Genomic DNA, 25,541 nt, shown 5'->3' with positions numbered 1-25,541 from the left:
GCAACCCGCTTCAGGGGGTTCCGGTTTCCGAGGCCGGGCGCCTTCCGGGGAGGGTGTAGAAGAGGGCGCCGTCTCTGCCCTCGACCATCAGGTGGCCGCGATCGGCGAGGCGGGTCATGATGTCCTCGGCCTCGTCTACCGTGAGCGAGGTCTCGAGCGCCGCCTCGACGGGCGTGATGCCGCCTTCTCTGTCCAGGATCGCCAGCAGGAGTTGCTTCTCGCTGCCGATCTTCGGCCCGGTTCGTCCGGGACGCCTCCCTAGCAGCAACCAGCCGAAATAGCACGCGAGCGCGAGCGTGGCCGCCAGCAGCATCAGGGCGGAGACGCCGGGCGTGTAGAGCAAGTTGGAGTAGAAGTAAGAGACGGACGAGCCCAAGACGAAGCCTGTCCCGAGCATAAGCAATGGGCCGCGTGTAACGCTTCGCTGAGAGGCTTCCGGCTTGCGGCGGGCTCTGGCGTGGTCTTGCTTTCGCCGTTGGAGATCCACGAAGTCCACCGCGCTTCCTCCTCTGTTGCCGGATCGTCCATACTACAGGCAGGAGATTACAGGGAGGTAACGACTCATGGAGTTTTCTGAAGAGGTGGCCTGGGTTACGGGCAGCAGCACGGGTATAGGGCGCGCCGTCGCCGAGGCGCTCGCGGGGCAGGGCCGCAGGGTGGTCGTCCACTACAACAGCAGCGAGGACGAGGCGAGAGAGGTCGCCGGTGGCATCTCGTCCTCGGGCGGCGAGGCTCTGGTAGTCGGCGGCGACGTGTCGAACTCCGGCGAGGTGGACCGCATGGTCGGGGAGATAGAGGACCGTTACGGCAGGCTCGATGTGCTCGTCAACAACGCCGGCTCCCTCATAGAGCGCAGGGGCCTCTCCGAGATGACCGAGGACCTGTGGGACCGGGTGATGAACGTCAACCTCAAGAGCGTCTACCTCTGCTCCAGGGCCGTCCTGCCGATGATGAAGCGCGGGGGCGCCGGCCGCATCATCAACATGACCTCCGTGGCGGCCCGCAACGGGGGCGGGCCCGGCTCCGTCGCCTACGCCACCGCCAAGGGCGGCGTCAGCACGCTCACCCGCGCGATGGCGAAGGAGCTCGTGGGCGAGAACATCCTCGTGAACGGCGTGGCGCCAGGCATCATAACCACGCCGTTCCACGACCGCTTCACGCCCCCCGAGGTGCGGGAGAACTTCAAGAACGCCATCCCCATAGGCCGCGAAGGGACGCCAGAAGAGACGGCCTCGGTCGTGGCGTTCCTCGCTTCTCCGGCGGCGAACTACCTGGTCGGCGAGATCATAGAGGTCAACGGCGGCCAGTTGATGAACTGACGGCGGGAACCGATCGTCCCGAACCTTTGTACAAAGGGTAGGCGAACCCGTACAGAAGGCGAGGCCCAACGTGATACCGACGGTGATGCGGGCCGGTTCTCTGCTCCTGGCCCTCGCAATGGTCCTCCCGCTCACCGCGCTCGGCGCGAGGCCCGCGTACGCCTGCTCCTGCGCGCTGTCGGAGAGCACGGAAGAAGCGTTTCGGAGCTCCGACGCCGTGTTTGCGGGCGAGGTGGTGAAGATCGGAGAGCTTCCGATGGAGCGGGAGGGGACCACGACCCTGATGATGCCTTACCTGGCCCCCGTTACCTTCGACGTGAAGGGGGCTTGGAAAGGGGTGGCGGACGACCCCGTGGTCGTTCACGGACAGGGCCCCGGGGCGAGCTGCGGCCTGGATTTCGAACGCGGCGAGACGTACCTGGTCTTCGCGGGGGGCGCGGGAGAGGGCGGAGGCGGCATGCTCCAGACGGGCCTGTGCAGCGCGACGAGGCAGGCCAGCGTGGAGACCGCGCGCAACATGTTCGGCCCTCCGTCCACGGGACTGCCAGAGACGGGGGGGCCGACGCTAAGCCTCCTCTTCTGGGTGCCCGCCGCCTGTGCCGCGCTGCTGGCGCTCGGCACGTTCCTCGCCCGACAGCGCCCCTGATACGCGCGTCACGACAGGTTCGCATGAATAGTGGACGGGCCGCCTGCGCCGGCTTCCCGGCCTGAGAGAAAGGTGCAGACGTCGTGCTCCGGGATGCTGCTCCTCGACGAATCTGGTCCATTTGTGTGATACGCCGGCCGGGCGCCGTGGGTATCGTGCGGGGTGCCAGTGGTCTCGAAGCGAGGAGGAATGGATGCGCAGGATAGTTGTGGTGTCGGCTCTGGTGGCGGCGCTGATGGCGCTTGGGGCGGGGGCCGTGTTCGCCCAGGACGGGTCGGCAGGGACGACGAAAGAGGACGGCGTTTCAGTCATCAAGGCGGGCAACCAGAGGATCCAATGCACGGGAGTTCCCTGCATAGCGACGGGCAACGACGATCTCGTCTTCGAGCGGATCGGCAACGGCAAGCAGGACAGGATCATCCTCAGGGGCGGCGACGACCAGGTGAGGGCCAACGCCTACGGCAACGACAGGGACGTAATAAGGGGCACCTCTGGCTTCGACCTGATCTACGTCGACGACGGCGACACCCGAGACAGGATCTTCGGCGGCAAGGGCAGGGACAAGTGCTTCGTGGACGCCCGCGCCGAAGCGGTGGCGGGTTGCTCGCGGATCATCGTCCAATAAGCCGCCGGAGAGAGGCTTCACCGGACGACTCAGCTGTGGGAGGGGGCGTCCAGCTCCCTCCACAGTTCGTTTGGTATCTCGCGCGCGGCGAGGTCCATCGTCTGTTTCACCCTCTCGGGACGGCTGATGCCCACGATGGTCGAGGCGACGCGGGGGTCGCGCGTCGAGAACTGGAGGGCGGCCGCCGCGAGGGGCACGTCGAACTCCTCACAGACTCTCTGCATTGTCCGCACCCTCTCGACCATATCTCCGGAGGCTTCCCGGTACGCGTAGCGGGAGTAGGCGTCGGGGCCCTTGGCGAGGATGCCGCTGCCGTAGGGGGCCGCGTTCAGGAGTGCTACGCCCCTTTCGGCCGCGACGTCGAGCAAGGGTTCGGCGCTGCGGTCGAGAAGGGTGTAGCGGTTGTGGGTGATGACGGCTTCGAAAAGGCCGGTCCGGACGTACCGGATCTCGAGTTCTATAGGCCCGCCCGCCACCCCGAGATGCTCGATGACGCCCTCGTCTTTGAGGTCTTGTAGAACCTCCGCCGCGCCGCCCGGCGCCATTATGTGCTCGAAGCTCTCGTGCTCGGGGTCGTGCAAGTAGCAGAGCTGCAGGCGGTCGAGGCCCAGAAGGTTCAGGCTGCGTTCGACGGAGCGGCGCATCTGATCCCCCGAGAACTCGCCCGTCCGAAGATCGCGGTCGGCCTTGGTGGCGAGCACCACGCCTTCTGGCAGACCGCCCATCCTCCCGAGCACCTCGCCGATGCGGCGCTCGCTCTCGCCGTCGCCGTAGGAGGCGGCGGTGTCGAGAAAGTTGATGGGGCTCTCGAAGACCGCTTCGAGCGTCCTGAAAGCGCGGTCTTCGTCAACCCCGTACTCGAAAGTCTCCGGCATGTCTCCTAAAGGGGCGCACCCGATGCACAGCGGGGAGACCGAGAGGCCCGTGCTTCCCAGGGGCTTCCTCGATGCCGCACCCCTCGCCGCGTCGTTCGTCATTCGGCCTCCCTCCTCGTGTCTGATGGTCTGCGCGTGCCCTGGTATGCCGTCATAGTAAGGAGACTAGGGGGTTGTCCCCTGCGCCCCCAACCTCGCCGACCACGCCGCGCCGGTCGGAAACTCGTACTCTTCGAGCGATTCCGCCTTCATCTCTATGCTGTAGCCCGGTTTTTTGGGTGGCACGTAGCTGCCTTTCTTTATCTCTACGGGGTCAAGGAAGTGTTCGTGCAGGTGGTCGACGTACTCCAGGACGCGGTTCTCCAACGAGGCGCCGACGGCCACGTAATCGAAGATCGACAGGTGCTGCACGTACTCGCACAGGCCGACGCCGCCCGCGTGCGGGCAGACCGGGACCCCGAACTTCTTCGCCATCAGGAGCACGGCGAGGACCTCGTTGACGCCGCCGAGGCGGCAGGCGTCTATCTGGCAGAAGCTTATGGCGTTCGCCTGGAAGAGTTGCTTGAAGAGGACGCGGTTCTGGCAGTGCTCGCCGGTCGCGACACCGACTGGGGAGACGGCGCGGGCTACGGCGGCGTGGCCCAGCACGTCGTCCGGGCTCGTGGGCTCCTCGATCCACCACGGGTCGAACTCCGCGAGGCGTTCCATGTTCTCTATGGCTTCGTCCACCTCCCAGACCTGGTTCGCATCGAGCATGAGCTTCCGGTTCGGGCCGATCTCCTCGCGCACGATCCGGGCTCGGCGCGCGTCGTCCTCGATATCCACGCCGACCTTGATCTTGACGTGCTCCCAACCCGCTTCTACCGCCCCGCGGCATAACCTCCTGAGCTTCTCGTCGGGGTAGCCGAGCCAGCCCGCGCTCGTCGTGTAGGCGGGAAAACCGTCCCTCAGCATCTCCGCTTCGCGCTCGGCTTTCGTCCCCTCGTTCTCGCGCAGGATCTCCAGCGCCTCCTCGGGGGTGATGGCGTCCGTTATGTAGCGGAACGGGACGCAGCGGACCAACTCCTCCGGGCTCATGTCCACGAGGAGCTTCCAGAGGGGCTTACACTCGCTCTTGGCGTAGAGGTCCCACACGGCGTTCACCACCGCCGCCGTGGCGAGGTGGATGACGCCCTTCTCGGGGCCTACCCACCGAAGCTGGCTGTCGCCCGTGACGTGGCTCCAGAAGGCGCCCATGTCCTCCGTAAACGACTCCAGAGTCCGGCCGACGAGAAGGGGGGCGAGTGCTTCTATGGCGGCGACGCACAGCTCGTTACCGCGTCCGATGGTAAAGGTGAGGCCGTGCCCTTCGAGGCCCGTATCCGTCTTGAGGATGGCGTAGGCGGCCGAGTAGTCAGGGTCGGGGTTCATGGCGTCAGAGCCGTCGAGGTTGTGGGAGGTTGGGAAACGGACGTCTCGGGCCACGACTTCGGTTATGGTGATCCGGCTCATCCTCTCCCACTCTCCTTCTCTCGCCTCGGGCCCATCATCGTCCCCCGCCCGCCGCGCGCCCCGCCGCGGCTTCCGTCTCCATCAGGGCGTCTTCCACGCTCTTGTTCTTGGTGAATACTTCCCGTATCCCCTCCCAGATGGCGTCCTCCACCGCCGGGTAGTTCGGGTGCTTGGGTGGGATCAGGGCCGATTCCTGGGCCCTCTCCAGGAGATCCCACCTCCGCTCTTCCAACGACCCGGGACCGGCCTGAGAGCGTGCATCTTCCAGCGCGTCGGCCCGCGCCGGCAACGTCCCGAGCCGCGCCTCATAAGCCTGCGATTCTCGCGAGGTCAAAAAGCGCAACAGCTCGATGGCCGCCGCGCGGTCGCGGACGCTCGTCGGGATGGCGAAGGAGTGGGAGCTGGAGTAGACGCGCCGGCCGGCGCTCCCCTCCGGGTAGAGCGCCACGTCGAAGCGTCCGGCGACCTCGCTGCTGTCCGGATCGACGTACGTGTAGAAGCCGCCGGGCCAGTCTGTGGACATAGCTGCTTTGCCCTCCCTGAAACAGGCGGCGACCTCGTCGTAATGCCAGTCGGGGGTCTCCCTCGGGGCTGCGTTCTCGTAGAGGTCTTTTAGCAGCCCGAGCGCCCAGCGACCGGCCTCGTCGTCCATGCGCGGCGCGGGCGGTCCTTCTTCCCCGAACATCTCACCGCCCGCCATCGCGTGAAGCTCGAAGAAGTGTCCGAAGAGCCCCGACTCCTTGCCCGGGAAAACGAACCCGTAGAGGTTCTCGGACCGCAGACGCGCGGTCGTCTCGCGCAGGTCCTCCCAGGAGGAAGGCTGGTCTTCCATGAGGTCGGTGCGGTAGAGAAGGAGCTTTACGTCCAGGTTGCGCGGGACGCTGTAGAGCGCGCCGTCTATGCGTGCCAACTCCAGGGGGCGTTCGCTGAAGGGCTCCAGCTCCGAGGACGACAGGTCGTCGTCGAGCGGGGTGAGCCATTGCTTCTGGCTCGGGGCGTACTTGGTGTGCGTGGAGATCAGGTCGTACCCGGCTTCGCCCGACCGGTACTCCCTCTCTATTCTCTCGTTGAGGTCGGGGTGCGTGGGGGCGACGACGACCTCGACGTTCACCCCGTGCTCCTCCTCGAATTCCGAAAGTCGCCCGTAGAGCGGGTCGTACATCGGGCCGCCGACGAGCAGGACCCTCAGGTTCTCGCTCATCAGAGAATCTCCTCGACGCGCGCGGCGACGGCCTCCCCCAGCTTGCGGTGCTCTTCCGCTTCCAGGTGGATGCCGTCGATGTCGCTGGAGGAGATCACGGCCCCAGCGTCCAGGAACTCGCATCCGTATTGCTCCGCGAAGCGCCGGTAGTGCCCGGCGAAACGCGCGGACTTCTCCCGGGACCCCTCGAACATTTCGGCCATGTCCGTCAGCTTTCCGACCGGGGGAGGCGCCATCAGGAGGACCACCGGAGCGCCGCCGCCGGGACCGCAACCGCTGCGCAGGATCTCCTCCGCGAGCGACGCCGCCCCCTGCGCTATGTCCGACGCGGAGGCCCCGAAACGTTCCTTCAGATCGTTGGTCCCGAGCATGACGGTCACGAGGTCTATTGGTTTATGGGACTCGAGGCACGCCCGCAAGTACGTCCTGCCGTTCTTGTGGACGCCCTCGATGGGGTCGTCCCGCACCGTCGTCCTGCCGGACAGCCCCTCCTCCACGACGCGGAAGCCGTCCCCCAACTCCCGCGCCAGCACCCCGGGCCAGCGCACCTCCTCCGAGAACCGCTCCCCCGTCTCCGGGTCGGATCCCCACGTGTTCGAGTCCCCGTAGCAGAGTATCGTTCTCATCCGTTCCCTCCCTCTCTCCGATACCTCAAGGACCAATGTTGGCCGTATCCGATGGCCGAGTCAAACGGCGGACGTGCCACCCGCTGTACGCAAAGGACGGATGTTTAAGCCCTGACACGCGGCATTATGGGCCTTCCGTGCTCTATAGACCTTGAAAGATCATACTAATTTCTTGACGAGGGTTAGAACTTTCGGTAATGTTCGTTACAGGGTGAAAGGGGTGACGGCATGGGCGCGTGGGGCGTTCCGGGCATCGTCGCCGTAAGGTCGGAGAGATAGGGAGAAGGGAGACCTGGGATGATTGCGGGACGTCGGTTTGGTGGCAGAAAGATGAACCGCCGGGATTTTCTGCGGGTGGGCGGGGCTGGCCTGGCGGGTATGAGTCTGCTCGGGGCCGCGGCCTGCGGTGGGGGCGGGGAAGCTTCCGGGGATCTCAGGTGGTCCATGTGGTCGGCGGCGCCTGAAGAGACGGCGGTATGGAAAGACCTCGCGAAAGACGTCAACCGGGCCAACCCGGAGATCACACTAAAGCTCGAGACGACGACGTTCGAGGACTACTGGAACAAGCTTTCCACGCAGCTCGCCAGCGAGAACGAGGCCGACGTGGTCGCCATGCAGAGCCTCAGGATGCCCGGTTTCGCGGCCAGGAGCGCCCTGCAACCCCTGCAGCCTTTCATAGACGATGACCCCGGTTTCGACGTCGAGGACTTCTTCAAGCCCATAAGGGACGGGCTCTCCTCGGATGGGGAGATCTACGCCTTCGGCTATGACATAGGTCCGATCATGCTCTATTACAACAAGACCCTCTTCGACGAGGCGGGCGTGCCTACGCCGTCGCCCACGGAGCCGATGAGTTGGGATGAGTTCCGCCAGGCTGCCACGGAGTTGACGGGCGGGGACCGCTACGGTTTCGTCATGCAGCCGATCTTCGACTCCACCGTACCCTGGCTGTGGTCCGGCGGCGGAGACTACATGAACGCCGGTCAGACGGAGTGTACGCTCGACTCGGCGGAGTCCATAGAGGCTATCGAGTTCGTGGTCAGCATGTTCACGGAGGATAAGATCGCCGCCCCCATCACCGACCTTGCGAACCCGAACTTCGGGGTCGAGGAATTCTACGGCGGCAACATCGGCATGCACGTGGACGGGCCCTGGCAGTTCGTCAACATCGGCGCCAACTCCGACTTCGAGTGGGGTATCGCGCCCATCCCGAGTGGCCCGGCCGGCAGCGTGACCTGGGCTGCGGGCTCCGGGTTTGGCATCTCCAACAACACCGAGAACCCCGAGGCGGCCTGGGAAGCCTTGAAGACGCTCACCAGCACCGCATCGCTCAAGAAGACGGCGAAGGCCGGTCGTGGGTATCCGGCCCGCGAGTCAGCGGTGCCGGCCTTCGAGAACCCGGAAGCTCCGCCGCCCAACGAGGACCTCGTGGAGGCCATCCTCAATGGTGAGATCGGGGAGGCCAGGGCCTTCGAGACGACGACGACCTGGCAAGAGACTACGGTCATGCTCACGCGGGACTTCAACCCGGTCTTTCTCGGAAAGCAGAGCGTTCAGGAGACCATCGACAAGGTCAAACCGCAGTTCGACAAGCTGCTGCAGGAGCACCAGGAGATCCTGGACAGGTAGGGGGACCGCGTGGCGGGCAACACCGGGAGGAGAGGCGGCGTCAAGTCCAGCCGCGACCGCGAGGGGTTGGCGGCGGGGCTCTTCCTGTTGCCGAACCTCATCGGCTTTCTCATCTTCACGGCCATACCGGTCGGGGCCGCGTTCGCCCTCGCCTTCTACGACTACGACTTGCTGCTGGGGGCGAGCTTCGCGGGGCTAGAGAACTTCCGCGAGATCTTCACCGAGGACGAGGTCTTTCGGGCAGCGCTCTTCAACACCGTGTACTTCACGCTCGTGAGCGTGCCGCTCTCCGTGGTTCTCGGGCTCGCGACCGCGATGCTCGTAAACCAGGCCTTGCGCGGGGTCGTGGCGTTCCGGTCCATCTTTCTCCTGCCGTACGTGACCGTCACCGTGGCGCTCTCGCTGGTGTGGAAGTGGATCTACCTGCCCGACGTCGGCCTGATCAACTCCGCACTCGGGATCGTCGGCCTGGAGGGCCCGGCCTGGTTGACCAGCAGCACCTGGGCGATGCCGGGCTTGATCATCATGAGCGTCTGGAAGGGGTTCGGCTACAACATGGTCCTCTTCCTCGCCGGGCTCCAGGGCATCCCCGAACACCTCTACGACGCCGCCAAGGTGGATGGGGCGACGTCGTGGAGGCGCTTCTTGCACGTCACGATCCCGCTCCTCTCTCCGACTACCTTCTTCGTGGTGGTCATCTCGGTTATCTCCTCGTTCCAGGTCTTCGATCAGGCCCTGGTCATGACGGGAGGAGGCCCCGGCACGTCGACGACGACGCTCGTGCTCTACATCTACCAGAAGGGCTTCCAGTCCTTCGACATGGGCTACGCGGCGGCGGTTGCCCTGGTCCTCTTCGCGGCGATCTTCGTCTTCACCGTCGTCCAGTTCATCTTCCAGCGCCGCTGGGTCACCTACGATTAGGGGGAGGGATGAACCTGCTAGACACGGTCTTCAAGGGCGGGCGGTCTCCTTCGTCGGTGACCCGCAACTACTGGCCCATACTCATCTACGCAACCCTGTGCGCGATGGCGTTTTTGACGCTCGTCCCGATAGTGTGGATGGTCCTCACGGCCTTCAAATCGGCCCCGGAGGTGGCGGCCAACCCGCCGACGTGGTGGCCGAGGGAGTGGCACCCGGAGAACTTCGTGGCGGCGTGGAACTTCGCGCCCTTCGGCCGGTACCTGATGAACAGCATGGTTATGGTCGGTGGGATCACCATCCTCCAGACGGTTACCTCGGCGCTTGCGGCCTACGCCTTCGCCCGGCTGAAGTTCCGGGGCCGCGACCTGCTGTTCTTGCTGTATTTGGGGACGTTGATGATCCCGCCTCAAGTCACCGTCATACCGCAGTTCATCCTGATAAAGGAGCTCGGCTGGGTCGACACCTACCAGGGCCTCATTATCCCGCAGGCGTTTACGGCGTTCGGGGTCTTCCTCTTGCGACAGTTCTTCCTGACCATCCCGCGCGAGCTCGAGGACGCGGCCCGCATCGACGGCGCCACCCGCTTCGGGTGCTTCTGGCGGATAATCCTCCCGCTCTCGGGGCCGGCGATGGCGACGCTGGCGGTCTTTGCTTTCCTCTTTCACTGGAACAACCTGCTCTGGCCGCTTGTCGTCTCGAACTCCGACGCGACCGTCCCTATCGTCGTGGGCCTGCGGAACTTTCAGGGGCAGTACGGCACCGACTGGAACCTTCTCATGGCAGCCGCCGCGATAGCCACCATACCGACCGTGATCGTCTACCTGCTCGCCCAGCGCTGGTTCGTCCGGGGCATAACCATGTCCGGCTTCGGCGGCCGGTAGGCGACACAAACAGACGGCACCACAGACAAGGGGGAGCATGACGCAAGAGATGCAAAGACCCACGACCGCCGACACCGGATGGTTCACCCGCGACCGCTTCGGCCTCTTTATCCACTGGGGCATCTACTCCCTGGCCGCCCGCCACGAGTGGGTGAAGCAGCGCGAGAGGATCACGGACGAGGACTACCAGAGGTACTTCGACCACTTCTATCCCGACCTCTACGACCCGAAGGAGTGGGCCAGGGAGGCGAAGAAGGCCGGGATGAAGTACTTCGTCATAACCACCAAGCACCACGACGGCTTCTGCCTGTGGGACTCGGACCTCACCGACTACAAGGTCACGAACACCCCGTGGGGCGAGGACCTCATAGCCCCGATGGTCGAGGCGTTTCGCGCGGAAGGCCTGAAGGTCGGCTTCTACCACTCCCTCATAGACTGGCACCACCCCGAGTTCCCCGTGGACGGGTTGCACTCGAGGCGCGACGACGAAGAGTACATCGAGGCGAACAGGCATCGCGACGTCGCCCGCTACCGCGAGTACCTGCACGGCCAGACCCGCGAGCTGCTCACCCGCTTCGGGAAGATAGACGTTATGTGGTTCGACTTCTCCTATCCGGATCGGGTGTGGGGCGGCAAGGGAAAGGACGACTGGGGCTCCGAGGAACTCCTGGCGATGGTAAGGGAGCTCCAGCCGGGAATCATCGTCAACGACCGGTTGGAGATAGGAGGCGACCTCAAGACCCCCGAGCAGTACCAGCCCGTGGCCTGGCCCGAGGTCGACGGGGAACCAGCCCTCTGGGAAGCCTGCCAGACACTCGACGGCTCCTGGGGCTACGACAGGGACAACCTGGACTGGAAGCCGACGAGCATGCTCGTCAGGATGCTCGTCGACACGGTCTCCAAGGGCGGGAACCTGCTCCTGAACGTCGGGCCGACAGGCCGCGGCGAGTTCGACCCGCAGGCCGTCGAGAGGTTACGGGGCATGGGAGAGTGGATGCGTCTGCACGGGCGCTCGGTGCGCGGCTGCACCGCGAGCGACTTCATCCCGCCGCCCGATTGCCGTTACACCCAGAACGGCGACCGCCTCTACCTGCACCTCTTCGGGTGGCCATTTAAACACGTCCACCTCGAAGGACTCGCGGGCCGCGTCGAGTACGCCCAGCTACTGGGTGACGCGTCGGAGGTGAAGATGCTGGTCGTCGATCCGGACCAGAGGGCCCAGAACACGACGATGGGCGGCCTGCCATCCGGGACCCTCACCCTGGAACTCCCCGTGCAGAAGCCGATGGTCGAGGTTCCCGTCGTCGAGCTATTCTTGAAAGGGTGATCGTGAGCGAGCGCCGCTACAGGCAGGTCCACCTGGACTTTCACACCTCCGCCGACTGCAAGGACGTCGGCGCCTCATTCGACCCCGAGGCGTTCGCCAGGACGGCGAAGATGGGCCGCGTGGACTCGATGACGGTCTTCGCCAAGTGCCACCACGGCTTCTCGTACTATCCGACGGAGGTCGGGACCGCGCACCCGAACCTCGTCGTGGGGGACTTGATGGGCCAGCAGATAGAGGCGTTGCATGGCGCCGGGATACGGGCCCCGATCTACGTGAGCGTCATGTGGGACGACCTCGCCGGCGAGAAGAACCCCGGCTGGATCGTCGCCCGCAAGGACGGCGGGCTTATGATCCGCCCTCCACTCTCCAACGAATCCCCCCTGACGGGCGGTTGGGGCTGGAGCACCCTCGACGTCTCATCCGGCTACGGAGACTACCTCATCGCGCAGACGGAGGAGATCTGCGCGCGTTACGGCGACGCGGTTGACGGCTTCTTTTTCGATATCTGCTTTCCCCTCCCGAACTACTCTCCCTGGGGCCAGGCACGGATGCGCGAGGCCGGCGTGTACCTCGATGACGAGCCGGCCGTGCTCCGGTTCGCCGAGGAGAAGTTGAGAGACTTCCTCGGGCGTATGAGCGGCGCCGTTCGCGCGAAGGTCCCGGACGCCACCATCTTCTACAACGGCACCGTCAACCCCCGCATGGCCGAGACGCTCCCGCACCAGACCCATTTCGAGATAGAGAGCCTCCCGACCTCGTCCGGGCTGTGGGGCTACCTCCACTACCCGGTAGTCGCCCGCCAGGCCCGCACTTACGGGGTGAATTTCCTCGGCATGACGGGCCGCTTCCACAAGGCCTGGGCGGACTTCGGCGGCCTCAAGACCCGCGACCAGCTCGACTACGAGTGCGGCACCATCGTCGCCGCCGGGGGCGAGGTCTCCGTAGGCGACCAGCTCCACCCGGGGGGCACCCTCGACCCCGCCGTCTACCGCCTGCTCGAACACTCCTTCGGCCGCGTCGAGAAGCTGGAGCCGTTCCTGCGCGGCGCGAAGCCCACCGCCGAGGTCGCGATCCTCTCGGGCCACGAGCCCTCGCTGCTCGGCAGCATACCGATGAACGCCCACGTGGCCGACGTGGACGGCGCGGCCCAACTCTTCCTCGAGGCCGCCATCCAGTTCGACATCACGGACCCGACCGCCGATTCGTTTGACGCATACAAGGCGCTCGTCCTCCCCGACGGCCTTACGGTGGATGACGATCTCCGCGAGAAGCTGGAGGGTTTCATCTCCGCGGGCGGGAAGATCGTCCTAAGCGGTACGGCGGCCCTCGATACCGAGAGTGGAGAGTTCGCCCTCGACGGCGTGCCCGTCGCCTACGAGGGGCCCGCGCCCACGGTCCCGAGCTACCTGCGCCCGGACGACGCCCTCGCCGGCCACACGGAGCTGGCGCCCGACTACGACTACGTCTTCTACAACAGGGCGCACGTAGTCCGCCGCCTCGAAGGTGCGACCGCACGTGGGGACCTGCGTCGGGCTCTCTTCGACAGGACCTGGGAGCACTTCACGAGCCACGCCCAGGCCCCGGTCGGCGAGTCCCTGAACTCTCCGCTCGTGGTCGAGAACGAGAGCATCTTGTACCTCGCCGCCCCGCTCTTCGGGGCGTACCGCGACCACGACTACTGGGCCTACAGGGAGATGGCATTGAACGCGCTCAGGGGCTTCCTGCCGCAACCGCTACTCAAGCTCTCGGGGCCGGGGTGGGTCGAGGCGACGTTGCACGAGCAGGCGGCGGAAGAGGGACGTTCGGGACGGAAGATCTTGCATCTCGTCGCCTACCATCCGAGACGCACCACGCAGCCGATACAGCACGTGGACCAGTCCTGGGAGACTTCGGGCCTTGGCGTCGAAGTCTTTACGGGTGGGGAATCCATCGAGCGGGTATACCTTGCTCCCGAGGGGGAGAAGCTGGGCTTCGCCGTCGAGGGCGAATACGTTCGGATCGAACCGCCTCCGGTTGGGGCGCACGCAGTCATAGTTCTGGAGTAGAGCTTGGCCGTCACCGATGAGGCGATAAACGGAATAAAGCAGATGATCCTCTCGGGCCAGGTCCGTCCGGGAGAGAAGCTGCCCAAGGAGACGGAGCTCGCGACCCGGCTCGGCCTCTCGCGCAGTTCGCTGCGGGAGGCCGTGCGGGCCCTGATCATGGCCGGCGTCCTCAAGACGCGCCAGGGTGACGGAACCTACGTGACGAGCCTGGAGCCGCACCAGCTCCTGGAGACCATGAGCCTTGCCGTGGACTTCATGCGCAACCGCGCCCTCGTCGAGCTCTTCGAGGTGCGGCGCCTGATCGAACCCGCGGCCACGGCCCTCGCCACGGCCCGTATGACCCCCGAGGGTCTCTCGCGCCTGCGCGATTCCCTGCGCCGCATGGACGCTGCCGAAAGCGTCGAAGAACTGGTCGAGTCCGACGACGAGTTTCACGGTGAGATCTCCACCGCCACCGGCAATGCGGCCCTGGCCGCGTTCCTTCAGAACCTCTACGGCCGGACCATGCGCGCCCGTATCTGGCGCGGCCTTGCCGAAGAAGACGCTATACAACGCACGAAAGTCTCCCACCACGCTATCTACGACGCTATAGCCAACAGGGACTCAGAGCTCGCCCGCGCCGCCGCCACAATGCACATCGCCGAAGTCGAGGCCTGGTTCCGCCGCCTGCCCGAAGCGCAGGACGGCCCCCCGACCATCGGCGTCAACGGCTCGGACCACTAACACCCTTCTTGACTCGAATCCACGCATCCATTACCGTACAAACGATTGCGCAAACGATTGCGGATCGGGGGTGAGGGTGAAGACCATGAAAGACGTGGCGGAGCGGGCGCGGGTGTCCGTGAGCACGGTGTCCCACGTCTTGAACGGGACGCGGAAAGTTTCGGAGGAGACCCGGGGGGAGGTGCTGGCGGCGGTCGAGGAGCTTTCGTACAGGCCGAACCTGCTGGCCAAGGGGCTCAAGACGCGGCGGACCTTCACGATGGGGTTGCTGATCTCGGACATCCAGAACTCTTTCTTTACGTCCGTCGTGCGGGGGGTGGAGGACGTGGCCCTCAGCCGGGGTTACCACCTCTTTCTCTGCAACACCGACGAAGATCCCGTGCGGGAGGACGAGTACGTCTCGGAGCTGGTCAAGAAGCGGGTGGACGGTCTGATGGTCGCGCCCTCGGCGCGCCGGGAGGACCACGTCGGGCGCCTGCGGGCCGAGGGCGTGCCGTTCGTCTTCGTGGACCGCGACGTCGAGGGGGTCGATGCGGACGTCGTCAGCGTGGACAACCGCGCCGGGATGCGCCTCATCGCGGAGCACCTAGTGGGGCTGGGGCATCGGAGGATAGGCATGATCTCCGGTCCTCTGGACAAGGCCTCCGGGTACGAGCGGCACCTGGGCCTTCGCGACGCGCTCGTCGACCTCGGGGTTGGGATGGAGGCCTCCCTGGTCCGTTTCGGTGACTTCCGAACTTCCAGTGGTCGGGAGGGCGCCAGGGAGCTCTTGAGCCTCTCTTCGCCCCCGACGGCGCTGGTCACCGCCAACAACCAGATGACGCTGGGCGCCCTGCTCGCCATAAACGAGATGGGCCTCGGCGTGCCGGGTGACGTCTCGGTAGTTGGTTTCGACGATCCGGAGTGGGCGCCGCTGACCGGCCCGCCGCTCACGACCCTCGCGCAGCCGACCTACGAGATGGGGGTGCGGGCGGCAAAGATGCTGCTGGACAGGATCGAGGACGGACCCGGCAACGAGAGCAAGAAGGTCTTGCTGGAGCCGTGGCTGGTAGTTAGGGGGTCCACCGCTCCTTTGAAAGAACAGGAACGTGTGGGACGGATGTTGGAGTAGAGCAGGGGTGACTAGAGTGCGATCCGTGGGGACGGGCGCGCGGAAGGGAAAGGGAAAATGAAGGGCATCGAGAAGCTGGGCAGGGAAGAGACCGGGGGCATAAGCCGGCGGCGGTTCCTGGCGAGGGGCGCTGCGTTCGCGTTCGCGGCGGCCGTGACGGGGCCCGGGTTGACGGTGCTCTCCGGATGCGGGGGCGGCTCGGGCTCGGGCGCGCTCAAGTTCTGGCAGTTCTACGGGCCGGGGGGCGAGGTCGAGGCGCAGGGCAAGTGGTTCGAGGACGCCGTCAAGGGCTGGAACCAGGGCCACGACACGAAGATAGAGTTGCAGTACATTCCCGTCACGGAGTACCTCAACGGGTCAAAGCTGCAGACGGCTTTCTCCTCGAACGAGGGGCCGGACCTCTTCATAATCAGCCCGGGGGATTTCCTCCGCTATTACAACGGTGGTGTACTTCAGGACCTCACGCCGTACATAGAAGACGAGGCCAGAAACGACCTTTACCCCAACGTCATGGCGACCCGCGAGGTAGAAGGCAAGATCTTCGGCATCCCCATGGAGGTCGAGCCGATGGCGATGTACTACAGCGTCAAGGCCTTCGAGGACGCCGGCCTCTCCGAAGCGGACATACCCGAGACCTGGGACCAGTTATTGGACGTCGCCGGCAGGCTCAAGAAAGGCAACACCTTCGGCCTGCTCTTCGACACCAACCCCGGCTACTACCAGAACTTCACCTGGTACCCGTTCATGTGGCAGGGTGGCGGCGACGCCGTGGCCCCTTCGGGCAACGAGAGCGCCTTCGACTCCAAGGGCGCCGTGCAGGCGCTCCAGTTCTGGCAGGACGCCATAGAGAGTGGGGTGGCGCCGCGCAAGGCTTTGGGCACGGGCGCCAACGACATCGTCGCCAACCTCGCGCAGGGGCACGCCGCGATCCAGAACTGCGGCATCTGGGCCGTGGCCGCGCTGGAGGCCAACGCCCCCGACTTCGAGTACGGCACCTTCAAGCTCCCGCTGCCGCCTGGCGGGGAGTACACCACCGACCTCGGCGGCTGGGCGTTCGTCGCCAACTCCAAGGGGCAGAACCCCGAGGAGGCGGGCAGGTTCTGCGCCTGGGCGCTCGCCTCGATGAGCGAGTCCTCCATCGGGCGGGGGGTCGATTGGATCGCGGGCGCGGATAGCACCGTGGCGCCCCGCAAGTCCGTGCAGCGGCAGGCCGAGCAGCAGGGCGCCTTCGACGAGGGGCCGATGAAGTTCTTCCGCGAGGAGGCGTTCCCGGGCGGACGGGGCGAGCCGCGCTACACGCCCGAGGTCTACAAGGCCGTCTCCGACGCCATCCAGGCCGTTCAGCTCGACGGTCAGAGCGCCCAGGGCCAGGCCGACGCCGCCGCCGAGAAGATCGACACGTTCCTCCAGACCTACGACGGGGCGCGCATCGTATGAGCGCGGGGGCTTCCGAAACCCACTACAGGCGGGGCCTCAACCGTAGACATCGCGAGTGGCTCGCCGCCGCGCTCTTCGTGGCCCCGGACGCCCTGGGTTTGCTCGTCTTTCTCGGGGTGCCCATGGTGCTCGCTCTGGGCCTCGGGTTCTTCGAGGTGACCGGCTTCGGCGGGATAGCGTTCGCCGGGCTGGACAACTACAAGAAAATGTTCGTCGACCCGCTGTTCTTGGACAGCCTCAAGGTGACGGTAACCTACGTTGTGGGGTTCGTCGTGGGGGTCTTCGTGGTCAGCCTGGGGCTCGCGTTGCTCGTACAGCAAAAGATCCCGTTCGTCGGGTTCTTTCGCAGCATGTTCTTTTTGCCGCACGTCGTGAGCCTCGTCGTCGTGGGGCTCGTGTGGCAGTTCATGCTCACGGACGGGGTCGGGGTCGTCAACCAGGTGTTGGAGGCGGTCGGGATCGGGGGCCGCTCGTGGCTCGGGGACCCGCAGTTCGCGCTGGCGACCGTGGTGCTCGTGAGCATCTGGTTCTTTATGGGGTACTACATGATCATCTTCCTGGCGGGTCTGCAGGAGATACCGCGGGAGTACTACGACGCGGCCAAGATAGACGGGGCTAGAAGCTGGCAGCTCTTCAGGCACATCACCTGGCCCCTCCTGAAGCCGACGAGCTTCTTCGTGTTGCTGGTCTCGACGATAACCGGCGTGGCGGGGCTGCAGGCCTTCGACCTGATCTACGTGATGACCAAGGGCGGCCCGGCCAACTCTACCTCGCTGGGCATCTTCTACATCTACCAGCAGGCGTTCCAGTTCAACGACTACGGCTACGCGGCGGCCATGTCCTCGTTTCTGGTTCTGCTGCTTCTGGCCGCCACGGCCCTGATGTTCGTCCTCACCAAGGGGGGGCGCTTTGAAACCGAGTAGCGGCTCCTCCATACTGCGCCCTACGAGGGCGGCGCTCTTCTCGCTCGCGGCGGTGCTCGCCCTGCTTACGGTCTTCCCGCTCTTCTGGATGATCTCCAGCGCGTTCAAAGGCCCGGACGAGGTAAACAGCGTGAACCTCATCCCGTCCGCCCCCACCCTGGACAACTTCCGCTACGTCTTTACCGAGGTTCCGTTCCTGCGCTACATGCTCAACAGCCTCTTCGTGGCAACGACGGTGACGGTGGCGGCGCTGTGGTTCCACTCGATGGCGGCCTACGCGCTCGCGCGGCTCCGGTTCCCGGGTCGGGACGTGCTGTTTTTCGCCATCTTCTCGACCCTTTTGGTGGCGCTGCCCATCATCCTGGTGCCGCTCTTCATCCTGGTCAGGGAGCTTGGGATGCTCGACAGCTACGTCGGCCTGATCGTGCCGGCCATCTTCAACGCTTTCGGGATCTTCCTCCTCCGTCAGTTCTACCTCGGGATGCCCCAGGAACTCGAAGACGCCGCGTTCGTGGACGGGTGCGGCTACTGGGGCGTCTACTGGCACGTCATACTGCCCCTGAGCCGGCCCATACTGGCGGCGCTCGCGGTTTTCTTCTTCCTGGCGAACTGGAACAGCTTTCTCTGGCCGCTCACCATCACCCAGAATCAGGACCTCTGGATGATCCAGGTGGCCATATCCAGCTTCCAGACCCAGTACGCTGGTGCCTGGAACTACATCATGGCCGCGGCCACCGTGGCCGCCATACCGACGATGGCGCTCTTCTTCGTCTTCCAGCGCCAACTGGTCGAGTCCATAAAGACCTCGGGCTTCAAGTAATCGAGAAAGGGGACGACTTGTCCGGTTACGGAGACTTCGGCAGCAGCCTGCGCGACCTGCCTCGCCTGCGAAACAGCCGCCGCAAACGCGCGTCGAGTTGGGACCGATCCGGCGGTAACGACGACCGCCTGCACGTCGAGCCCGGGGCCACGGCGACGCTCGCCGAGATTGGGGGAGCGGGCTCGATCAACCACATCTGGGTGACGATCGCGAACGCGAGCATGGGCCGAACCCCGGCCGCCCCTGAGCCCGACTTTTTGCGCAGGCTGGTGCTCAAGATGTACTGGGACGGCGAGGAGGAACCGAGCGTGCTCGTCCCCGTCGGTGACTTCTTCGGCGTTGGCCACGCCCGCACCAGAAACTTCGTCTCGGCGCCGCTGCAAATGAGCCCCGAGGACGGCAAGTCCTTCAATTCCTTTTTCCACATGCCCTTCGCCCGCGGGGCACGCATCGAGGTAACGAGCGAGATGGAGCACGAGGAAGTCCTCTTCTACTACTACATAGATTACGAGGAGTTCGACGAGCTCGAAGAGGGCCTGGGGCGCTTCCACGCGCAGTGGCGAAGGGAGAACCCCACAGACGGGGTCGATGAGACGGACCAGACCAACGAGGAATTCCTCTTCGGCGGCGAGAACGTCGGCGGCGAGGGTAACTACACGATCCTCGAAGCCGAGGGGAAGGGGCACTACGTCGGGTGCGTGCTGAACGTCCGCAACCTCCGCGAGACCGGTCAGTGGAACTGGTACGGGGAGGGGGACGACATGATCTTTATAGACGGCGAGGAGTGGCCGCCCTCCCTGCACGGCACCGGCACCGAAGACTACTTCAACACCGCCTGGTGCCCGCAGCAGGGATACTCGGCCCCGTACCATGGCATCACCCTGGGCGGCGGGGACAACTGGAGCGGCCACGTGAGCCTGTACCGCTTCCACGTCGAAGACCCCGTGACCTTCGAGAGATCCGTCAGCGTCACCATCGAGCACGGCCACGCCAACAAGCGCAGCGACGACGTCTCCTCGGTCGCCTACTGGTACCAGGCCGAGCCGCACAAGCCGTTCTCGATACCGTCCGTAGAAGAGCGCGTGCCCAGGCAAGGGTAGCGGCTGGTTGGTACTTGTGAAACGATGCGAGCGGGTCTAGGGAAAGCGGGGAAGAGTTGGCGCGAGTAGGCATCCTGACGATGTCAGACGGCAGGGAGTCGGTCCACCGGGACATCGAGAAGTTCGCCAGGGGCGTTGAGGGGGATCTGGCCGCCGCGCTGGAGGCCGCCGGGCACGAGGTCGTGCGGGCCCGGGAGGTGGTGTGGACGAACCGCCTCGCCGTCTCGGAGTCCCGACGCGTGGCGGACGCGAGGCCCGACTTGACGATCTTCAACATCCCGGTATGGGCCTTTCCGCACTTCTCCATGCTGGCCGCGAACGAGACGCCGGGGCCACTGCTCTTGTTCTCGAACATAAACCCGGAGCAGCCGGGGATGGTCGGGATGTTGGCCGCGGCAGGGGGGCTCGACCAGATCGGGCGCACGTACGGGCGCGCCTTCGGAGATATCTCCGACCCCCTGGTGCTGGGAAAGGTAGAAGCCCACGCCAGGGCGGCGTCGGCGATCCGGTCGTTGCGGGGCAGCACTTTCGGACGCATAGGCGGCCGTCCTATGGGCATGTACACCGCCGTCTCCAACCCGGACCAGTGGATGGAGAAGTTCGGGGTGGACGTCGAGGAGATCGACCAGTGGGAGCTGGTGAGGCGTTCGGAGAACGCGGATGGAAGCAAGGTGACGGCCGCGCGCGAGTGGCTCGAAACGCACGCCGCCGGCGTCCACTACGACGGCGACCGGCTCACGCCCGAGAAGCTGGAGCGCCAGATCCGCTCCTACTACGCCATGCGCGAGTTGATCGAGGAGTGGAACCTGGACTTCTCCGGCATAAAGGCCCAGCCCGAGCTCACCAACCACTTCGCCACGATGGACGTCACCGAGGCCTTCTTGAACGATCCCTACGACTGGGACGGGCCGAAGGAGCCGCACGTCTGCTCCACCGAGGCGGACATGGACGCGGCGCTCACCATGCAGATCCTCAAGAAGATAAGCGGAACGCCCGTGCTCTTCGCAGACGTGCGCCACTACCACGCGGACCGCGGGATCTGGGACCTCTGCAACTCGGGCCAGCACGCCACCTGGTTCGCCGCCCGCAGCGACGACGCTGCCGAGAACCTGCGCCACGTGCACCTCCACCCCGAGGTCTTCTTCTTCCCGGCCGGCGGCGCGTCCGTGCACCACCTCGCGGCGCCCGGCGACTTCACCTTCGCCCGGCTGACCCGCCTGGACGGCCGCTACCGGATGCACGTCATGCGCGGCGCCTTCGAGCGCTACGACGACGAGACCAACGAGGGACTCATGCGCCAGTCGACCTACGAGTGGCCCCACGCCTTCGCCCGCATGGACGCGCCGGCCGAGGAGATCCTCTCCCGCTACGGCTCGAACCACATACACGCGATACCGGGGGATCGCGTAGAAGAGTTGAAGATAGTCTGCAAGCTCCTGGACGTGGATTACGACGGTTTCGGCCCTGCCGGTAACGGGGGGGCGCGATGAGCGGGCTCCTGCTCGGCGTCGACGTCGGGACCTCGAGCACCAAGGGGGTCCTCGCCAGGGCCGACGGCGAGGTCCTCGCCACCGCCGAAAGACAGCACGGGCTCTCCCTGCCGAATCCGGGGTGGGCCGAGCACGACGCGGAAGAGGTCTGGTGGAAGGACTTCGTCTCCGTGTGCCGCGAGTTGTTGGAGAAGGCGGACGACGGGATCTCGGCCGTCTGCACCAGCGGCATCGGGGCCTGCCTGTTGCCCGCCGACGAAGGAGGAGAGCCGCTTCGGCCGGCGATCCTGTACGGGATCGACTCGCGGGCTGAGAAGGAGATCGAAGAGCTCAACGACCGCTACGGCCGCGAGGAGCTGCTCCAGCGCTGCGGATCCGTCTGCACGACCCAGGCCGTCGGCCCCAAGCTTCTCTGGCTCAGGCGCAACGAGCCCGGGGTGTGGGAGAAGACGCGCAAGTTCTTTATGGCGAACTCGTTCATCTCCTGGCGGCTGACCGGGGAGTACGTGCTCGACCACCACTCGGCGAGCCAGTGCGACCCCCTCTACGACGTGCAGGAGTTCGGCTGGATCAGGGACCGCGCCGAGGAGGTGGCCCCTGGACTACCGCTGCCCCGGCTGCTCTGGCCCGCGGAAGTGGTCGGAGAGGTGACGCCGGAAGCATCCGGGATGACCGGCATTCCCGCCGGGACGCCCGTCGCGGCGGGCACGATAGACGCCTGGAGCGAGGGGGCCAGCGTGGGCGTCCAGAAGCCGGGCGACCTGATGCTCATGTACGGCACCACCATGTTCATGATCGAGGTCCTCGAGGAGGCGCTCCACCACCCCGGCCTCTGGGGGACGACGGGCGTGTTGCCGGGGACCCACAACCTCGCCGCCGGCATGGCCACCTCTGGGGCTCTTACGGGCTGGCTGCGGGAGATCTCCGGCGGCGTCCCTTACGAAAAGCTCACCGAAGAGGCGGCCGCCGTCCCGCCCGGCTCGGACGCCCTGGTCGTCCTGCCGTACTTCGCAGGAGAGCGGACGCCCCTCTTCGACCCGAAGGCCCGCGGCCTCGTCTCGGGCCTCACCGTGGGCCACGGACGCGGCCACCTCTACCGCGCCATGCTCGAAGCCACCGCCTACGGCGTCCGCCACAACTTCGAGTCCATGCGCGAGGCCGGGGCCGGCGGCGACAGGCTGGTTGCGGTCGGCGGCGGCACCAAGGGCGGCCTCTGGACACGGATAGTCTCGGACGTGACCGGCCGCCCGCAGGACCTCCCCGAGCAGACCATCGGCGCCGCCTACGGCGACGCCCTGCTAGCCGCCCGCGCCGTCGAACTCGCAGGCCCCGACACCGACTGGAGCCGCATAGTCGACACCGTCGAGCCAGACGAGGCGAACCGCGAGCTCTACGACGAACTCTACGGCGTCTACCGGGAGCTCTACCCGGCGACCCTTGAGCAGATGCACCGGCTGTCCGGGCTGCAAAAAGGGGGCGGAGATGTCGTCGTCTGAACCGGAGCGGGCCGAGTACGAAAGCAGGGTGGTTGAGTGGTTGAGGTGGACGTTTCTCGAAGGCGGTAGTTCGAAAAACCCGGATCGGAGGAAAGTTCCGTGGTCATCACGTTCCGCGCCCCCAACCGTCCGGGGTGCCTCTTCGGACGTCGCGAGGACGCCGTGGGACCGCCCGAGACTCGGGAAGATCCCAGCGATGCGCCAGAGCAATGGGCGCAGATTGTCTGGATCTGTCCGGAGGACATCCAGACCTCTCCGGGCCTACCGAAGAAATGCGATGCCGGATCTATCGTGTGGGTGTGAGGGGGTAACGGTGATGAAGCTTAGGAGAGACGATGGAGACTAAGACTAGGGCCCCCGTCGTCCGGCTGCGGGGCGTCTCCAAGGAGTTCCCCGGCGTGCTTGCGGTCGACGGGGTCGACCTGGACATCGTGCCGGGCGAGGTGCACGTCGTGGCCGGGGAGAATGGGGCGGGAAAATCTACCCTGATGAAGCTTCTCTCGCAGGTCGAGAGGCCGAGCGGCGGGACGGTCGAGATCTCCGGGGAGGCCGTCGAGTTCCACGGGCCGGGACACGCCCAGCACCTGGGGGTTGCCATGGTCTACCAGGAGTTCGCGCTCGCGCCGGACCTTTCGGTGGCCGAGAACCTGTATCTTGGTCGCGAGCCGGGCCGGGTCGGGTTCGTCAACCGGGGAAAGGAGATGGAGGAGGCGAGGGGCCTGCTGCGGCGGGTGGGGTTGAACGTCGGTCCCGGCAGGCTCGTCGCCGGGCTGACCGTGGCCGAGATGCAGCGGGTCGAGATCGCCAAGGCCCTCGCCATCGACGCGAAGGTCGTCATCATGGACGAGCCGACAGCGACCCTGGCCGAGAAGGAGATCGAAGAGCTCTTCGGGATCATAAAAGCCCTCACCGACGAGGGCATCGCCATCCTCTACATCTCGCACCGGCTGGACGAGATCTTCCGCATAGCGGACCGCGTTACCGTGATGCGCGACGGAAAGATAGTGGATACCTTGCCCATCTCGGAGCTCGACGAGGACAAGCTCGTGCGCCTCATGGTCGGAAGGGAGATCTCCAACCTCTACCCGAAACCGGAGGTTGAGATAGGGGACGTCCTGCTGCGCGTCTCCGGCATAACCCGGGGCGAGAAACTGAAAAATTGCTCCTTCGAGGTGCGGGCGGGGGAGATCCTGGGCTTCGCCGGCCTCGTTGGGGCGGGCCGCACGGAGCTCGCCCGCGCCGTCTTCGGCGCCGACAGGACGGACGGCGGCGCGGTGGAACTCGAAGGACGCGCGCTCAAGATAAGGAGGCCGCAGGACGCGATAGGCTCGGGCATCGGCTACGTGACGGAGGACCGCAAGGGCGAGGGACTGGCGCTCCAGCTCGGGGTAGACCAGAACATCACGCTCGCCAACCTGCCCATGACCAGGGGCCTCATCAACCTCAAAGAGGAGGCCCGGACCGCGCGCAGGAGGAGGGACGAGCTCAACATCCGCACGCCCTCCATCCGCCGCAGGGTGCAGGTGCTCTCAGGCGGCAACCAGCAGAAGGTAGTCGTGGCGCGGTGGCTTGAGACGCGGGCGAAGGTCCTCTTCTTCGACGAGCCGGCGCGGGGGATAGACGTGGGTGCGAAAGCCGAGATGTTCGGCCTTATAGGAGATCTGGCCGAGGAGGGGCGGGGCATCGTGCTTATCTCCTCCTACCTGCCGGAGTTGTTGAACATGTGCGACCGCATCCTGGTGATGCGGGAGGGGGAGGTTGCGGGCGTGATCACGCGCGAAGAGTTCTCGGAGGAGCGCATCATCGCGCTCGCCACCGGCACGGAGGAGGCCGCATGACAGAAGGGACGGCAAACGGAACCACCCGCGGGAGCGCCCTGCGCGACAGGCTCTCGGACTTCGTCTCGCAACTCGCGGCGGCCGGCGCCCTCATAGTAGTCTTCGTCTTCCTGTCCTTCGCCTCGCCGGACTTCCTTACCGCGGACAACCTCTTCAACATCGGCTCCCAGACAGCGGTCGTCGCCGTGATCGCCGTCGGGATGACGTTGGTGATCATCACGGCCGGCATAGACCTCTCCGTCGGGTCCGTGGCGGCCCTGGCCGGCGTCATGGGCGCCCTCCTGATGTCCTCGGTCGGCCTGCCGATGCCGCTCGCCACGCTCGGTGGGACGCTCGTCGGGGCCGCCTGCGGCCTCACGAACGGACTGCTCGTCTCGGTCGCCGGCCTCAACCCGTTCATAGCGACGCTCGGGATGCTCTCCGTGGCGCGGGGCGTCGTCTACATCGCAACCGACGCGCAATCGGTCTTCGGGCTGCCCGACTCTTTTCGTTTGTTGGGGCAGGGGGTCGTCGCCGGGGGTGTGCCGATACCCGTGATCATCATCATAGCCGTGGCGATAGCCGGGTACGTGGTGCTCTCGCGGACCAAGCTCGGGCGCTACGCGTACGCGATGGGGTCCAACCTGGAGGCGGCCAGGCTCTCCGGCATCCCGATCCGGCGGTACCTCACTTCGGTGTACGTGATCTCCGGTGCCCTGGCGGGTTTCGGGGGCATGATCGCCGCCTCGCGCGTGGCCTCCGGGCAGCCGAACTACGGGATCGGCCTGGAGCTCGACGTGATCGCCGCGGCCGTTATCGGCGGGGCGAGCCTCTTCGGGGGGCAGGGGACGGTCGTAGGCACCCTGATCGGGGCCTTCCTCATAGCCCTGATCCGGAACGGCGCGGTCCTACTGAACGTGAACACCTTCTACCAGCAGGTGATTATCGGCGTCATCATCTGGGCCGCGGTCTTCTGGGACCAGTACCGCCGCCGCAAGATGGCGTCGGCTTCCGAATAATGCAACGACAAGGAGGAGC

Annotated in this window: 23 protein-coding genes; 18 read left to right on the top strand and 5 right to left on the bottom strand. The window is 65.7% G+C overall.

Features of this window, described 5'->3' with window-relative positions; genetic code table 11:
* Positions 1-10: 10 nt before the first annotated feature.
* Positions 11-496, bottom strand: coding sequence for a hypothetical protein (locus GBA63_RS17300; protein ID WP_166178083.1), 486 nt, complete (start codon positions 494-496; stop codon positions 11-13).
* A 67-nt stretch (positions 497-563) separates the two neighbouring features.
* Between GBA63_RS17300 and GBA63_RS17295 the strand changes: the two genes are divergently transcribed.
* The 3 genes from GBA63_RS17295 (at position 564) to GBA63_RS17285 (ending at position 2,590) form a co-directional block, all read left to right on the top strand.
* Positions 564-1,319, top strand: coding sequence for a 3-oxoacyl-ACP reductase family protein (locus tag GBA63_RS17295; RefSeq protein WP_166178081.1), 756 nt, complete (start codon positions 564-566; stop codon positions 1,317-1,319).
* Between the two features lie 70 nt (positions 1,320-1,389).
* Complete coding sequence (locus GBA63_RS17290) at positions 1,390-1,965, top strand: hypothetical protein (protein ID WP_166178079.1); 576 nt, start codon at positions 1,390-1,392, stop codon at positions 1,963-1,965.
* A 193-nt stretch (positions 1,966-2,158) separates the two neighbouring features.
* Entirely contained in the window at positions 2,159-2,590 is a 432-nt protein-coding gene (locus GBA63_RS17285) for a hypothetical protein (protein WP_166178078.1), read from the top strand.
* Between the two features lie 29 nt (positions 2,591-2,619).
* On the opposite strand, the gene GBA63_RS17280 is transcribed toward GBA63_RS17285, so the two are convergent.
* From GBA63_RS17280 to GBA63_RS17265, 4 genes are all read right to left on the bottom strand, one after another.
* Positions 2,620-3,567 carry an aldo/keto reductase gene (locus GBA63_RS17280; RefSeq protein ID WP_166178076.1) on the bottom strand — a complete coding sequence of 316 codons (948 nt, stop codon included), beginning with the start codon at positions 3,565-3,567 and terminating at the stop codon, positions 2,620-2,622.
* Positions 3,568-3,630: 63 nt separating this feature from the next.
* Positions 3,631-4,956, bottom strand: coding sequence for an L-fuconate dehydratase (locus tag GBA63_RS17275; protein WP_166178074.1), 1,326 nt, complete (start codon positions 4,954-4,956; stop codon positions 3,631-3,633).
* Positions 4,957-4,990: 34 nt separating this feature from the next.
* Positions 4,991-6,157 (bottom strand): extracellular solute-binding protein, encoded by a 1,167-nt coding sequence (locus GBA63_RS17270; protein WP_166178073.1) that lies wholly within the window; start codon positions 6,155-6,157, stop codon positions 4,991-4,993.
* Entirely contained in the window at positions 6,157-6,783 is a 627-nt protein-coding gene (locus GBA63_RS17265) for an SGNH/GDSL hydrolase family protein (protein ID WP_166178071.1), read from the bottom strand. Before GBA63_RS17265 ends, GBA63_RS17270 begins: the two co-directional genes overlap by 1 nt.
* A gap of 297 nt (positions 6,784-7,080) precedes the next feature.
* On the opposite strand from GBA63_RS17265, the gene GBA63_RS17260 reads away from it, so the two are divergent.
* From GBA63_RS17260 to GBA63_RS17190, 15 genes are all read left to right on the top strand, one after another.
* Complete coding sequence (locus GBA63_RS17260; protein WP_166178069.1) at positions 7,081-8,412, top strand: ABC transporter substrate-binding protein; 1,332 nt, start codon at positions 7,081-7,083, stop codon at positions 8,410-8,412.
* A 9-nt stretch (positions 8,413-8,421) separates the two neighbouring features.
* The gene (locus tag GBA63_RS17255; RefSeq protein WP_166178067.1) at positions 8,422-9,333 is read left to right on the top strand and encodes a carbohydrate ABC transporter permease; all 912 of its coding nucleotides are present in this window, start codon (positions 8,422-8,424) and stop codon (positions 9,331-9,333) included.
* 8 nt (positions 9,334-9,341) lie between these two features.
* A complete protein-coding gene (locus tag GBA63_RS17250; RefSeq protein WP_166178065.1) occupies positions 9,342-10,214 on the top strand; it encodes a carbohydrate ABC transporter permease in 873 nt (290 codons plus the stop codon).
* 37 nt (positions 10,215-10,251) lie between these two features.
* On the top strand, positions 10,252-11,541 hold the full coding sequence (locus GBA63_RS17245; RefSeq protein WP_207956877.1) for an alpha-L-fucosidase: 1,290 nt from the start codon (positions 10,252-10,254) through the stop codon (positions 11,539-11,541).
* A gap of 2 nt (positions 11,542-11,543) precedes the next feature.
* The gene (locus GBA63_RS17240; protein ID WP_166178063.1) at positions 11,544-13,586 is read left to right on the top strand and encodes an alpha-amylase family protein; all 2,043 of its coding nucleotides are present in this window, start codon (positions 11,544-11,546) and stop codon (positions 13,584-13,586) included.
* Positions 13,587-13,589: 3 nt separating this feature from the next.
* Positions 13,590-14,309 (top strand): FadR/GntR family transcriptional regulator, encoded by a 720-nt coding sequence (locus GBA63_RS17235; RefSeq protein WP_166178061.1) that lies wholly within the window; start codon positions 13,590-13,592, stop codon positions 14,307-14,309.
* A gap of 85 nt (positions 14,310-14,394) precedes the next feature.
* Positions 14,395-15,420, top strand: a complete 1,026-nt coding sequence (locus GBA63_RS17230; RefSeq protein ID WP_228282610.1) for a LacI family DNA-binding transcriptional regulator — start codon at positions 14,395-14,397, stop codon at positions 15,418-15,420.
* A 57-nt stretch (positions 15,421-15,477) separates the two neighbouring features.
* Positions 15,478-16,857, top strand: a complete 1,380-nt coding sequence (locus GBA63_RS17225) for an ABC transporter substrate-binding protein (RefSeq protein ID WP_207956876.1) — start codon at positions 15,478-15,480, stop codon at positions 16,855-16,857.
* Positions 16,854-17,780 (top strand): carbohydrate ABC transporter permease, encoded by a 927-nt coding sequence (locus GBA63_RS17220; protein ID WP_166178057.1) that lies wholly within the window; start codon positions 16,854-16,856, stop codon positions 17,778-17,780. Before GBA63_RS17225 ends, GBA63_RS17220 begins: the two co-directional genes overlap by 4 nt.
* Positions 17,781-17,868: 88 nt before the next feature.
* Positions 17,869-18,600, top strand: a complete 732-nt coding sequence (locus tag GBA63_RS17215) for a carbohydrate ABC transporter permease (protein ID WP_166180329.1) — start codon at positions 17,869-17,871, stop codon at positions 18,598-18,600.
* A gap of 17 nt (positions 18,601-18,617) precedes the next feature.
* Positions 18,618-19,700, top strand: coding sequence for a glycoside hydrolase family 172 protein (locus GBA63_RS17210; protein WP_166178056.1), 1,083 nt, complete (start codon positions 18,618-18,620; stop codon positions 19,698-19,700).
* Between the two features lie 56 nt (positions 19,701-19,756).
* Positions 19,757-21,190: an L-fucose/L-arabinose isomerase family protein gene (locus tag GBA63_RS17205; RefSeq protein ID WP_166178054.1), complete on the top strand. Its 1,434-nt coding sequence runs from the start codon at positions 19,757-19,759 to the stop codon at positions 21,188-21,190.
* Positions 21,187-22,686, top strand: a complete 1,500-nt coding sequence (locus tag GBA63_RS17200; RefSeq protein WP_166178052.1) for an FGGY-family carbohydrate kinase — start codon at positions 21,187-21,189, stop codon at positions 22,684-22,686. The genes GBA63_RS17205 and GBA63_RS17200 overlap by 4 nt, the downstream gene beginning before the upstream one ends.
* 335 nt (positions 22,687-23,021) lie before the next feature.
* Complete coding sequence (locus GBA63_RS17195) at positions 23,022-24,524, top strand: sugar ABC transporter ATP-binding protein (protein ID WP_166178050.1); 1,503 nt, start codon at positions 23,022-23,024, stop codon at positions 24,522-24,524.
* Positions 24,521-25,522, top strand: a complete 1,002-nt coding sequence (locus tag GBA63_RS17190) for an ABC transporter permease (RefSeq protein ID WP_166178048.1) — start codon at positions 24,521-24,523, stop codon at positions 25,520-25,522. Before GBA63_RS17195 ends, GBA63_RS17190 begins: the two co-directional genes overlap by 4 nt.
* Positions 25,523-25,541: the final 19 nt, after the last annotated feature.

Source organism: Rubrobacter tropicus (assembly GCF_011492945.1).
Taxonomy (GTDB): Bacteria; Actinomycetota; Rubrobacteria; order Rubrobacterales; family Rubrobacteraceae; genus Rubrobacter_D; species Rubrobacter_D tropicus.
The sequence above is the reverse complement of the archived record's forward strand: the minus strand, read 5'-3'. Positions and strand labels throughout refer to the sequence as shown.